This is a genomic window from Xanthomonas sp. NCPPB 1062 (assembly GCF_041481705.2).
Lineage (GTDB): Bacteria > Pseudomonadota > Gammaproteobacteria > Xanthomonadales > Xanthomonadaceae > Xanthomonas > Xanthomonas euvesicatoria.
Window position 1 is genome coordinate 4,465,408 of the sequence record NZ_CM192987.1, and the last position, 12,855, is coordinate 4,478,262.

At 64.9% G+C, this 12,855-nt stretch carries 9 protein-coding genes; 3 read left to right on the plus strand and 6 right to left on the minus strand.

All coding sequences use genetic code 11. From position 1 onward, the window contains the following. Positions 1 to 184: 184 nt before the first annotated feature. Entirely contained in the window at positions 185 to 937 is a 753-nt protein-coding gene (locus ACCQ16_RS19225; protein ID WP_029820651.1) for a DNA/RNA non-specific endonuclease, read from the plus strand. A gap of 374 nt (positions 938 to 1,311) precedes the next feature. Here the strand turns inward: ACCQ16_RS19225 and hemB are convergent, their stop codons facing one another. Continuing rightward, positions 1,312 to 2,304 (minus strand): porphobilinogen synthase, encoded by a 993-nt coding sequence (gene hemB, locus ACCQ16_RS19230; protein WP_031424711.1) that lies wholly within the window; start codon positions 2,302 to 2,304, stop codon positions 1,312 to 1,314. A 224-nt stretch (positions 2,305 to 2,528) separates the two neighbouring features. Further along, the gene (locus ACCQ16_RS19235; protein WP_017156266.1) at positions 2,529 to 2,771 is read right to left on the minus strand and encodes a hypothetical protein; all 243 of its coding nucleotides are present in this window, start codon (positions 2,769 to 2,771) and stop codon (positions 2,529 to 2,531) included. Between the two features lie 223 nt (positions 2,772 to 2,994). Here ACCQ16_RS19235 and ACCQ16_RS19240 point away from each other — a divergent pair, with 223 nt between their 5' ends. Continuing rightward, positions 2,995 to 3,465, plus strand: a complete 471-nt coding sequence (locus tag ACCQ16_RS19240; protein WP_008576484.1) for a hypothetical protein — start codon at positions 2,995 to 2,997, stop codon at positions 3,463 to 3,465. A 99-nt stretch (positions 3,466 to 3,564) separates the two neighbouring features. On the opposite strand, the gene ACCQ16_RS19245 is transcribed toward ACCQ16_RS19240, so the two are convergent. The 4 genes from ACCQ16_RS19245 to ACCQ16_RS19260 all read right to left on the minus strand — a co-directional run bounded on the left by ACCQ16_RS19245 (position 3,565) and on the right by ACCQ16_RS19260 (position 9,356). After that, on the minus strand, positions 3,565 to 5,355 hold the full coding sequence (locus ACCQ16_RS19245; RefSeq protein WP_029820653.1) for a DUF885 domain-containing protein: 1,791 nt from the start codon (positions 5,353 to 5,355) through the stop codon (positions 3,565 to 3,567). 68 nt (positions 5,356 to 5,423) lie between these two features. Beyond that, positions 5,424 to 5,948 (minus strand): cytochrome c oxidase assembly factor Coa1 family protein, encoded by a 525-nt coding sequence (locus ACCQ16_RS19250; RefSeq protein WP_277573273.1) that lies wholly within the window; start codon positions 5,946 to 5,948, stop codon positions 5,424 to 5,426. Between the two features lie 148 nt (positions 5,949 to 6,096). Next, complete coding sequence (locus ACCQ16_RS19255; RefSeq protein WP_277573272.1) at positions 6,097 to 8,334, minus strand: S9 family peptidase; 2,238 nt, start codon at positions 8,332 to 8,334, stop codon at positions 6,097 to 6,099. Positions 8,335 to 8,666: 332 nt separating this feature from the next. Continuing rightward, the gene (locus ACCQ16_RS19260) at positions 8,667 to 9,356 is read right to left on the minus strand and encodes a glutathione binding-like protein (RefSeq protein WP_008576488.1); all 690 of its coding nucleotides are present in this window, start codon (positions 9,354 to 9,356) and stop codon (positions 8,667 to 8,669) included. A 383-nt stretch (positions 9,357 to 9,739) separates the two neighbouring features. On the opposite strand from ACCQ16_RS19260, the gene ACCQ16_RS19265 reads away from it, so the two are divergent. Further along, positions 9,740 to 12,754, plus strand: a complete 3,015-nt coding sequence (locus ACCQ16_RS19265) for a TonB-dependent receptor (RefSeq protein WP_218499330.1) — start codon at positions 9,740 to 9,742, stop codon at positions 12,752 to 12,754. Positions 12,755 to 12,855 lie beyond the last annotated feature (101 nt).

Sequence of the window (12,855 nt, forward strand, 5' to 3'; positions counted from 1 at the left end):
AGTCTCGCATCCGATCTGCATCGATGCCGACGGCGTTCTATGGCTCGCTGCACGCCGCGCCCGGCAGCGGTCTGTCTGGTCTGACGCGTGCTGCCGCGCCGTCATCTGCCGCACATGGCGCGGTCATCGTTTGGACATCGCGCCTTGCCACCTTCCTCACTTCCCTTGGCAAGCGAGCTCTGCAATGTCCTTCCTCCTGCGCGGTTGTGTGGCCCTGGCAGTGTTGTGCACGACCTCCGTGGCGATGGCCGCCACCCGTTGTCCCAGCCTCTACGCGAATGGCACCCCGCCGAGCGTGGGCAGCAGCACGACCCGCGCCACCGAGGTCTGCCACACCGAATACGTGTTGCTGGCCTCGGGCGTGACCAAGGACCCGGTGTATTCGGCCGAGCACCTCACCGACCAACAGGTTGCCGGCGCCGAGGCGATCGGCCGGGTCGGCTCCTTCCACGACGAAACCGGCATCCCCGCCGCTGATCGCTCGAAAAGTTCCGACTACACCAATACCGGCTACGACCGCGGGCACATGACGCCGGCCGGCGATGCATCGACCGAAAGTTCGGAAAAAGAAACATTTTCCATGGCCAATGTCGTCCCGCAGGACCACAAGCTCAACACCGGCGAGTGGGCGCACATCGAAGAACAGGTGCGTCAGCTGGCCAAGCAACACGGCGAGTTGTACGTGGTGACCGGCCCGGCATTCGACAGCGGCACTGCAGCGACGATCGGCACCGACAACGTCGCCGTCCCGACGTATGTGTGGAAGGCCATCTACGAACCGGGCGTGGGCGCGGGCGCGTATCTGTGCGTCAACGACAGCAGCATCAACTGCGACGTGGTGTCGATCGACGACCTGGTCGTGATGACCAACGTCGACCCGTTCCCCTCGCTCAGCGCCAGCGTGAAGTCGCAGGCGATCGCGTTGGTGCTGCCCTGAGACGGGATTTGGGATTCGGGATTTGCACCACTATCAGTTGCTGGCTCGGCACTGCGCCGTCGCCAGGCGCGTTGCGCGGCTGACCCGGAAATTTCAAGCGTAGCGCACCGGTCCTGTTGCGGCGTACGCAAGCCATACCATCAAAAGGTTTGAACGCTAGTGCATGGGAGCGACGTGCCGTATTGCATCTGATGCAGGCGGCACGTCGACTCCCCGCGATCCAGCGGGCGCTGGCGCATCTGTCAGGCTAACGACGCCCATCGAACCAGACCGCCCGCTCCAGACCCCACTGCACGCAGGCGACTGCCTGGCCGACGCGAGCGGCCCTCACTCTTGCGTAACTGAGTGGCAGCGCCGTCGCACCGTGCTCGCGCTCAGCGCGTTTCGCGCAACCAACGCGCCACTTGCGGGGCGAAATAGGTCAACACGCCATCGGCGCCGGCACGCTTGAAGGCCATCAATGCTTCGAGCACGCACTTGCGCTCGTCCAGCCAGCCATTGGCTGACGCCGCCTTGAGCATCGCGTACTCGCCGCTGACCTGGTACGCAAAGGTCGGCACGCGGAATTGATCCTTCACCCGGCGCACCACATCCAGATACGGCATGCCCGGCTTGACCATCACCATGTCCGCGCCTTCTTCCAGATCCAGGGCGATCTCGCGCAAGGCTTCATCGCCGTTGGCCGGGTCCATCTGGTAGGTGGTCTTGTCGGCCTTGCCCAGATTGCCGGCGCTGCCTACCGCATCGCGGAAGGGGCCGTAGAACGCCGAGGCGTACTTGGCCGAATACGCCATGATCCGCACGTTGAGATGATCGTCGGCATCGAGCGCGCGGCGGATCGCACCGATGCGGCCATCCATCATGTCCGAAGGCGAAATGATGTCCACGCCCGCCTGCGCATGCGACAACGATTGCTTGACCAAGGCCTCGACCGTGATCTCGTTGAGCACATAACCCTTCGCGTCGATGATGCCGTCCTGGCCGTGGGTGGTGTACGGGTCCAGCGCCACGTCGGTCATGACGCCCAGCTCCGGGAAGCGCGACTTCAACGCCCGCACCGCGCGCTGCGCCAGGCCGTCCGGGTTCCAGGCTTCGGCCGCGTCCAGGCTCTTGCCGGCCGGGTCGATCACCGGGAAGAGGTCGATCACCGGGATGCCCAGTTCCAGCGCGTTTTCCGCCTCGCGCAGCAGCTCGTCCAGCGACAGGCGTTCCACGCCGGGCATCGACGCGATCGGCGCGCGGCCAGGCAGTTCGTGTACGAACACCGGCCAGATCAGGTCATCGGTGGTCAGCGTGTTCTCGCGCATCAACCGACGCGAAAACCCATCGTGGCGCATGCGGCGGGGGCGATAGTGCGGGTGGGCCATGACAAGGCTCCTGTAGACAGCGCATCAGTTTACGCCCGCCATGATGCGCAGAACGCGCTGCGACGCAGTGTCGCAGCGCTGCAACGGCACGCGGGTTCTTGCTCGCTTTCTCTCAGCCACAGGTCGAGCAAGGCGCCGACGTCTGGCGATGCAGACCCTGCCGGACACGCGCGCACCCGACACATGCACACGCAGGTGCGCATCGCCGCCTTGTCGAGAGCCCGTTAGATAATCCCGCCGCCCAGGGTCAGGCGCATCACCCCGACCACGATCACCAGGCCGTTGAGCACCAAGCCGGTCTTGGCACGGCCACGGTTGCCTGCCGAGGTGAACAACAGCGCGATGGCGGCGATCAGCGCGCCCACCGCCGCGAACGGAATCAGGAACCAGTTGCCCCAACCCAGCAGCGGAATGAAGGCCAACACCATCCAGAGCAGCGCCACGATGCCCCACAACAGGCTGATCAGTCCCACGTGCCACCTCGTCTTGAAGAAAGCACGAGCTTACCGGCGCGGCCGTCCTCACGCCGTGGGCGGGTGGTCATCATGACCAATGGCGGTTTGGCGGCAGCCTCACACCGGCATGGCTAGGGTGCGCCAAAGTGCGGCGCGATTCAGTCCAGGCGCCGGATCATCGCTGCCACTACGCGGATTTCATTACCCAGCTTTCATCACCCAAGGGGGGTCCACCATGCACAAGCAATCGCTGATCAGGAACGTCGCCATCGCCGCGGCGACCGCCGCCTTGCTGGCCGGTTGCGCCAGCAGCTCCAAGGTGATGCTGGGCCAGGCGCGCGCGCCGATCGACCCGGCGCAGGTGCAGGTGTATTCCAACGCCCCGGTCGGCTCGGTGGAAATCGCCCAGCTCGAATCGACCAGCGCCGCCGGCTTCGGCACCCAGGGCCAGACCGACGCTGCCGTGCAACGCCTCAAGCGCGAAGCCGCCAAGCTCGGCGCCAACGGCGTGGTCATCGTCGGCGTGGGCTCCGAACGCTCCGGCGGCGGCCTGTCGGTGGGCGGTGGCAGCTACGGCGGCCGCGTCGGCGGCGGCTTGGGGATCGGCATTCCCACCACCCAAAAGCGCGCGGCCGGAGTGGCGATCTGGGTGCCGGCGGGGGCACAGCAGCGTCCTGCACCGGACGTCTCCCCAGCGACGCGGTAAAGCCCGCAAAGAATCACCCGCATCACTGCGCCAGGGCGCAACAGAAGGCTGTTTGCAGCCTTTTATCGCGCCCTGTTTTTTTGAACTCCACGGAGCTGGTCAGCGCTTGGCCTGTTGCGCGGGAATGAACTGCGTCTCCACCGCCTTGGCCAGCTGATCCGGTGGCAGCAGGCCCTGGTCGAGCAGGAAGTTGTTGAAGGCCAGGCGGTCGAACTTTTTGCCCAGGGCCAGTTCGGTGCGCATGCGCAGTTCGAGGATGCGGGTGTAGCCGTAGAAGTAGCTGCCGGCCTGGCCGGGGGCGCGGACGGTGTAGCGGTCCAGTTCCTGGCGGGTCATGGCCGGCGAAAGGCCGACATCGTCTTCCAGTACCTGGCGCGCGCGTTCGCGGTCGATCAGGCCCAGGTTGAGCATCGGGTCGAGCATGGCGCGGGCGGCGCGCAGCAGGCGGAACTGCAGGGCGATCAGCTGGCCGTCGAGCGGTTCGTACGGCACCATTTCCGCTTCGGCATACAGTGCCCAGCCTTCGACGTTGACCGAGTTGAAGGCGAACATGCTGCGCGCCAGCGAGACGCCGCGTTCGACCATGGCGGTGAACTGCAGCTCGTGGCCGGGGCGGCCTTCGTGAGCGCTGAGCGTCCAGGCGGCCGAGCCGAAGTTGAAGTCGTCGTATTGCTCTTTCTTGGCGCCATCGGCGGTCGGGTTGCCCAGCGGCAACACGAACTGGCCCTGCTGGCCGGTATTGCCGATCAACGGGGCCGGCAGGAAGTGCGGGGCCGGTTGCGCGGCGCTTTCGGCGGCGCTGCCCAGGCGCATCTGCATCGGGCGGTTAGGCACATCGACGATGCGCTGCTGGCGGATGATCGGGTCGATCTGATCGATCACGCCGCGGTAGTGGGTTTCCAACTGGTCGTCGGCGATCTTGTTGCCCTTGAGGGCGCGGATCACCTGCACATAATCGCCGCCCTGCACGCCCTTGGCCTTGGCCACCAGCGGCGCCAGTTGGCGCATGGCCGAACGGGTCTCCATGAACTCCAGTTGCGCGCGCTGGATCAGCTGCTGCGGCGCGATATCGATCCCGACCTGCTTGAGCTGGAAAGCGTAAAGCGGCTCGGGCAGGCGGGTGTCCTTGCGCGCCTTGGGTAGCACGGTGGCGCGGGTCCACGCGGCGTAGTCCTTCAGTTGCGTGGACATGGCCTTGAGCGCCTCGTCGGCGCCGGCGATCTTGTACTTGGCGAACAGCTCGCCAATACCGGCGACGTAGGTGTCCACATTGGCCAGCGCCTGCTCTACTTCGCGCTGGGTGGGCTGCAGCAGGGCCTTGTTGCTCAGTTTTTCCTCGTAGCGCTGGCGCGCCAGCGTGGTGGTGGGCGTGCTTCCCGGTAACAGGCCGACGTAACGCTTGAGGCGATCCAGCGCCTTGGCGCGGCGCTCGGGCACGGTCTGGTCGGAGAGCAGACCGTTGAGACCACTGAAAACCGCCTCGGGAGCATCGCTCCAGGGCAACAGATACCGTTCGTTGAGCTCGCTGCCTTCGATGTTCTGCTCGGCCGCGCCGATCATGATCTGCAGGTCCTGGCGCACGTTGGCATCGCGCTCGGTGGTCAACTTCGTTTGCAGCGTGGCGCGCGCCTTGCGCATGGCATCGCGATAGCGCGCGGCGTTGTCCGGGCCGAGGTCGACGACCTGATCGTCGTAGCCGGGCACACCGAAGAAGCTGGCGTATTCGGGCTGGAACGGCGCCTGCGCATTGAGCAGGATCTGCGCATAGCCGTTGCTGGTCTGCACCCAGGCCGGGCTGGCGGGTTGTGTGGGCGCAGTCTTGCCGGTCTGTGCCTGCAACGGTAACGAGTAACCGAGCGCCAGCGCAACGGCGAGAACGAGTGGCTTCATGAGGCAGATCCGCGAATTGAGTAGCGCGACCCTACCCATCTGCAGCGGCCGCGGCAATCTGCCTTAGGTCATGGCCGGCGGGGCGGCGGCGGCGAGGCGGCAACAGGTAACACATCGATCCGGGCGCCATCGACGCCGGCGAAGGTCAATGTCCGGTAGGTCCAGCGGCCCTGCCTGCGCATGGCATCCACCTGCACACGGCCCTTGCCGTGCGGGCCGTGCAGCCCGACGCTGAAATGCGCTTCGCCGGTAGGACCGGAATAACGAATGCTGCCGTTGATCGAGACGTCTTCGTTGATTGGCATGCCCAGCCTTTGCACGACCTGCGCGTCGGTCTTTGCGATCTGCAGCGCGTCGCGATACACGTCGCTGGATTTCAGCGCTGCAGTGATCACGTAGAGCACACCACCGATCAGCAACGCCAGGAGTACAGACAGCGCAATACCGATGCCAGGCACGGCCCACTTCCAGTGCCGGTTCTCCAAAGGTCGGCAGCACGCGAGCGTTGCGGTGCTGCTTGAGGAAGCGGTGGTGGCCGGGACATGGCACTCCTTGTGCAAACGCTGAGAACGCGGATGATCGGTACCGCCCATTGTGAGCGACGCACAGCAGTGGACAACGACTGCACAGCCGCCGGCGGGCGCAGGAGATGCTCAGAAGCGGCGCGCTACAGGTACGCGTCGGTTGCTGTGCGCCGCCCTCACCCAGCTGGCTCCTGTTGCTTGCGCCTGCTGGGCACGCTCAGTCGTGCACCGGCCTCAGGCAGCGCTGCAAGAACGCTTCGGCAGTCTTGTAACGATGCAGCGCCGTGGCACCCGACAACCCATGCTTCGCACCGGGATACGTCATCAATTCGAATGGGGTGCCGCGTTGCTGCAGCGCGCTCATCAGCGCGGTGGAATTGGTGAACAGCACATTGTCGTCGGCCATGCCGTGGATCAGCAGCAGCTTGGCGCGCAGGCCATCCAGATGCGTGGCGATGCGTGCCTCGCGGTAGCCTGCGGCGTTGCGAGCCGGCAGATCCATATAGCGCTCGGTGTAATGGGTGTCGTACAGGCCCCAATCGGTGACCGGTGCGCCGGCCACGCCGCAGGCATAGGCGTCGCTGTGCTTGGCCAGCAGCATCAAGGTCATGTAGCCGCCGTTGGACCAGCCCTGCACGCCGATGCGCTTGGCATCCACCCAGGGCTGTTGCTTGAGCCAGGCCACGCCTTGCAACTGGTCGTCCACTTCCACCGTGCCCTGCCTGCCGTACAGCGCGCCACCGAACGCGCGCCCGCGCCGCGGCGTGCCACGGTTGTCCAGCGAAAACACCACGTACCCGCGCTGGGCCAGGTATTGGTCGAACAAGGCATCGCCGCGGCTGGGCCAGGCATCGAGCACGGTCTGCGCCGCCGGGCCGCCGTACACGTAAACGATGACCGGGTAGCGCTTGGCCGGGTCGAACTTGTCGGGCTTGGTCAGCCGGTAATGCAGCGGTGTCTTGCCATCGGCAGCGGTGAGCGTGCCGAATGCGATCGGGCGCTGCGCATCGCGATAGGTGGCGTACGGATGCTGCGGATCGCTCAGGTCGTTCTTCAGCAGCGTGGCGATCTTTTCGCCACTGGCGCGGAACAACTCGATCTGCGGCGGCGTGGTGGTGTTGGACCAGGTATCGACGTACACGCTGGCGTTGCTTGCGAAACTGGCCGCATGCGTGCCGTTGGTGTTGGAGCGCTTTTCGATCGCGCCACCGGCCAGTGGCACGGCGTAAATATGCGTTTGTGTGGGCCCGTCCTTGCTGGCGGCGAAATACACGTTGCCGGCCTGCTCGTCGACGGCGAGCAGGGCATCGACCACCCAGTTGCCGGAAGTCAGTGGCGTCAACGTGCGGCCGTCTTCGGATGCAAGATACAAATGCTCGTAGCCGCTGCGTTCGGAGTTCCAGAGAAAGCGGCCGTCCTTGAGAAACCGCAGGTCGTTGCTGAGCGGCACCCAGGTGGGCGAGGTTTCGGTGATGAGCGTGCGCTGCACGCCGCTGGCCAGCGTGGTTTCGATCAGCTCAAGGGTTTTCTGGTCGCGCGACTGCCGCTGGAAGGTCAGCCGCTGTGCATCGCGCCAATCCACGCGCGCCAGATAGATGTCCGGGTTCTTGCCCAGGTCGATCCAGCGCGGGGTGGCCTTGGCGCGCGGCGCGATCACACCTAGCTGCACCGCTACATTCGGCTGGCCGGCCTGCGGATAGCGCTGGCTGATCACTTCGGTATGGTCGGCATACACTTCCGGGCGCTTTTGCACCGGCACTTGCGATTCGTCGATGCGCGCAAAGGCGATCGCCGAGTCGTCCGGCGCCCACCAATAGCCGGTGTGACGATCCATTTCTTCGTCGGCGACGAATTCGGCCACGCCATTGCCGATGGTCTCGCTACCATCGTGGGTGAGCTGCAGCGCGTTGCCGTTGGCCAACTCGATGGCCCACACGTTGCGCTCGCGCACGAAGCTGACGAAGCCGCCCTTGGGCGAGAGCTTGGCGTCGGTGGCGAAGCCTTCGCCGTGGGTGAGCTTGCGTACCGCGGCCGCGCCGGTCTTGCGCAGGTCGTACAGATACAACTCGCCACCGAGCGGGAACAGCAGCGCGTGCGCATCCGGTGCCCATTGGTAATCGACGATGCCGGTGAACGCGGCGATGCGCTGGCGTTCACGGCGGGCTTTTTCGACATCGCTCAAGACCTCGGTGCCGGGCAGCACGACCTTGGAATCGACCAGCAGGCGCGTCTGGCCGCTGGCGATGTCGTATTCCCACAGATCCAGCTGATTGCGATCATTGTCCTTGCCGCGCAGGAAGGTCACGCGCGAGCCATCCGGTGCCACCTTGGGCTTCATCAACGTGGGACCGGCAAGCGGCAATGGGCCGGTGATGGCCTCCAGGGTGAGTTTTTCGGCATGGGCCATGGGAACGGTGCTGAGCATGAGGGCAAGGGCTACGAACAGGGCGCGCATCGATGATCCTGTCTGACGACTGCGCACAGGATGCGGCGGCGTTGTGGATTTGAGAAGCGCGGCGATCCTGGCGTTGGCCGCTCAGGCGTGCGCGCGTTGGGATTGATGGGGCCGGGGATGCGCATGCATCGCAAGATGTCTGTGGACGATGGGGACTAACGCGCCGCTACGTATGGCGAGGGAGCGCAATTGGGGTCGCTGTCAGTCTCCGGCGATGCCGTACCCTCATCCCAACCCCTCTCCCGTGGGAGAGGGGCGCATGCCGCCCCGTTGATGTGCCGCGCGCGTTTGATGCGCGTGTACTGTTATGCATCCGCGCCTAAGACGTTGCTTCAACGCTTGCCGAACAGGTGCTTGCGCTCTTCATCGCTGAGCGGCTGGCCCGCATTGGGATTGACCTGCTCCTTGAGCGCGTAGGCGCGCTGGGTGGCGGGGCGGGCGGCGATGGCGTCGTGCCAGCGTTTCAGATGCGGGAAGGCCGAATAGTCCGGCTTGAGGTCGCCGTACACTTCGATCCACGGATAGCTGGCCATGTCGGCGATGCCGTAGTCGTTGCCCGCCAGGAAGGCGTGGTCGGCCAGGCGCTTGTCGAGCACGCCATGCAGGCGACGCACCTCGGCGTTGTAGCGCTCGATCGCATAAGCAATCTTTTCCGGTGCGTAGACGTTGAAGTGACCCATCTGGCCGCTCATCGGGCCCAGCCCGCCCATCTGCCAGAACAGCCATTCCAGTGCAGCGATCCGGCCGCGGGCATCGCGCGGCAGGAAGCGGCCGGTCTTCTCGGCCAGATACAGCAGGATCGCGCCGGACTCGAACACGCTCTGCGCACCGCCGCCATCGGCCGGTGCATGGTCGACAATGGCCGGCATCTTGTTGTTGGGCGAAATCTGCAGGAATGCCGGTTCGAATTGCTCGCCCTTGCCGATGTTGACCGGCTTGAGGGTGTACTGCAGCCCCGCCTCTTCCAGAAACAGCGTGACTTTGTGCCCGTTGGGCGTGGGCCAGTAGTACAGATCGATCATCGTGCGCTCCAGTCAAAGGTGGTCGTTGCGGCAGGCCTGACTCAAGGGCGGCTCCCTGGCGTGCAGGCGTCGCGCCGGCAACGCACTCGCACCTGACGAATCCGCTTGCCAGGTGCGCATCCAAGGCGTGTGCCCGCTACCTCAGTGCCATCGCACCTTGAGAGAGGTTGCCATCCAAGCGCGATGGTAAGGCCAAGCGTTTGCCTATGGCGGCATGACACACCTGGCTCGGTGGAACGATGTGTGACGCGACAGGGTCGCGGCCGATGCTGCAGTGCAAATTGACTTTGTTAAGGCTGCACTAACAAATGCTCGATTGTTCCGTCGACCTTTGCCTGCCCCCGTGGGGCCGGCCTTATCTTCTGTTTGGGGAAGCAATCACCGTGAGAGAGACTCGCACCCTGCCGCGCACGCGGCGCTTGACGTCTGCCCTGCTGTTCGCCTTGTCGACTCCGCTGGCCGCGCAGACCGCGCCGGCGCCGCAGTCGGCATCCACTGTCCCGGGTTCCAGTCAGGCCGACCCCGCCACCCTCGATACCGTCCAGGTCAGCGGTATTCGCGGCAGCCTTACCTCGTCGATGAACGTCAAACGCGATGCGCAAGGCATCGTCGACGGCATCGTGGCCGAAGACATCGGCAAATTCCCCGATACCAACCTGGCCGAGTCGTTGCAGCGCATCAGCGGTGTGTCGATCGACCGCTCGCTGGGCGAAGGCTCGCGCGTCACCGTGCGCGGCGTCGGCCCGGACTTCAACCTGGTGCTGTTGAATGGCCGCCAGATGCCGGGCGCCAGCATCGAAGAATCCAATGCCTCCAACTCGCGTGCGTTCGACTTCGCCAACCTGGCGTCCGAGTCGATCTCCGGCATCGAGGTGTTCAAGACCAGCCGTGCCAGCACGCCCACCGGCGGTATCGGCGCGACCATCAACATCAAGACTGCCCGGCCGCTGGATAATCCGGGCATGCATGCCAACGTGGGCCTCAAGGGTGTGCACGACTCTTCCAACGAGAACCTGCCCGGCCGCTTGCAGGGCGATTCGCTGACGCCGGAAATCTCCGGCATCTTCAGCAACACCTCGGCCGACGGACGCTTCGGCGTGTCGCTGAGCGGCAGCTACCAGGAACGCGACTTCGGCTACAGCCAGGTCGGCGTCCCCAATGGCTGGCGCGCATTCCGCGGCGATTCCACCGCCTACGGCACCATTCCGCAGCCGGGCGCACCGGGTTCGGAAAACATCGTCAACCGCCCCGGTCCGAACGATATCTATTCGGTGCCGCAGAACCTCAACTACCGCGTGGTCGGCGTCGAACGCCAGCGCACCAACGGCCAGCTGGTGCTGCAGTACAAGCCGCTGGACAACATCACCACCACGCTGGATTACACCTACTCGGAAAACAAGATCCAGCAGCAGCGCAACGAGATGTCGGTGTGGTTCAACTACGGGCCGTCCGCCAGCGCCTGGACCAAAGGACCGGTCGCCGGTCCGATCACCTATTCGGAAATCGTCAATCCGCCCACCAGCGATCTGGCCACCGCCGGGTCCAATGCGGCCACGCGCAACCAGAACAAGTCGCTGGGTTTCAACGTGGATTGGGCGGTGAACGACCAGTTCAAGCTCAACTTCGACATCCACCGCTCCACCGCCGAAGCCGGCGCGGACAGCCCGTACGGGTCGAGCAACTCGCTGGGCGTGTCCGGCTTCTACCGCGGCACCTCGGTGGTGGATTTCAGCAAGGATTTCCCGGTGCTGCAGCAGCAGCTGGGCTTCGGGCTGAACGGCCTGGACCCGTCGCGCACGCTGGTCACCGGCTCGGCGTTCCGCAACAGCTACATGAAGTCGGAAATCGATCAGGCGCAGGTCAACGGCGATTTCACCTTCGAAAACTATTCGCAGTTGAAGTTCGGCATCGGCAGCACCGAGGTCAAGAACCGCTCGGCGTTTTCCAACGTGCAGCGCGACACCTGGGGCGGCAACGGCACTGCGGCCGATTATCCGGACGACCTGTGGATTCCCAGCTCGTTCGCGCAGTACTTCGATGCGATCGACGGCAGCGGCAATCCGGCGCAGTTCAACCAGCTGTTCCTGTTCGATTTCGAGCGCGCGCGCCAGGCCGCTGCGCAAGCCGCTGGCGACGAGTCGCTGTACCGCATCTCGCCGGTGTTCACCACCGACCGCCGCGTCACCGAAAAATCCAAGAACGCCTACCTGCAGTGGGGCAATAGCTGGGACGATCTGCGCGTGCCGATCAGCCTGGCGGCCGGTGTGCGTTACGAAGAAACCAAAGTGGAAGCGCGCGCGCTGGTGCCGGTGGCCGTGGGCATCGACTGGGTCGCCAACAACGAGCTGCCGATCCGGCTGGCCGACTCGGCGTTTTCCGGTGGCAGCGGCAAGTACGAATACTGGCTGCCCAGCCTGGACCTGAGCTTCAAGCTGCGCGAAGACCTGGTGCTGCGCGGCAGCTACGGCGAAACCATCGGCCGGCCCGGCTGGGGCGACATCCAGGGCGGGCAGACGCTCAACCAGATCGGCCGCATCGAAGGCGGCTCGGGCCAGGAAGGCAATCCCGGCCTGAAGCCATTGCTGTCGCACAACATCGACCTGTCGCTGGAGTGGTATTACGGCGAAGCGAGCTACGCCTCGGTGGGGTTCTTCCGCAAGAACATCGACAACTATGTCGGCGTCACCACCCGCAACGACACCTCGCTCGGCCTGCACACCCCGGTGGGCGGCGCTTACTGGAACCAGGCGCTGGCCAATGGCTGCGCCACTGCCGACCTGACCTGCATCCGCAACTACATCTTCCGCAACTTCGCCGGCCAGCCGGGCGTGGTCCGCGGAACCGACGACACCAATGGCAATGCCACCGGTACGATCAGCGGTCAGCCGGGCGACCCGGTCGCCAACTTCTCCATCACCGCGCCGGCCAACCAGCGCTCGGCCTCGCTGGATGGTTGGGAATTCAACGTGCAGCACATGTTCGGCCAGAGCGGCTTCGGCGTGTCGGCCAACTACACCAAGGTCGACTCCGGGTTGACCTACAACAACTACGTGATCGGCGAGCAGTTCGCGCTGGAAGGCTTGAGCGATTCGGCCAACCTGGTCGGTTTCTACGACAAGGGACAATGGCAAGTCCGTGCGGCCTACAACTGGCGCGACGAGTTCCTGGCCGCGCGTTTTGACGGCAGTGGCCTGCCCAACCCGGTCTACACCGAAGCCTATGGCCAGCTGGATCTGAGCATTGGCTACCAGTGGACCGAGAACCTGTCGCTGAGCCTGGAGGCGATCAACCTCACCAACGAAATACAGCGCCAGCACGGCCGGCAGAAGAACGAGATCATCTATGCCACCCAGACCGGCCCGCGCTACATGCTGGGCCTGCGCTACAAGTTCTGGTGATGCCGCTTGGGCGATGCAGGACTGACTGCATCGCTACAGCAACCCACACGTTTCCCGGCAGCCTGGCTGCCGGGAAACGTACACGGCCGTTGCACCGCCCG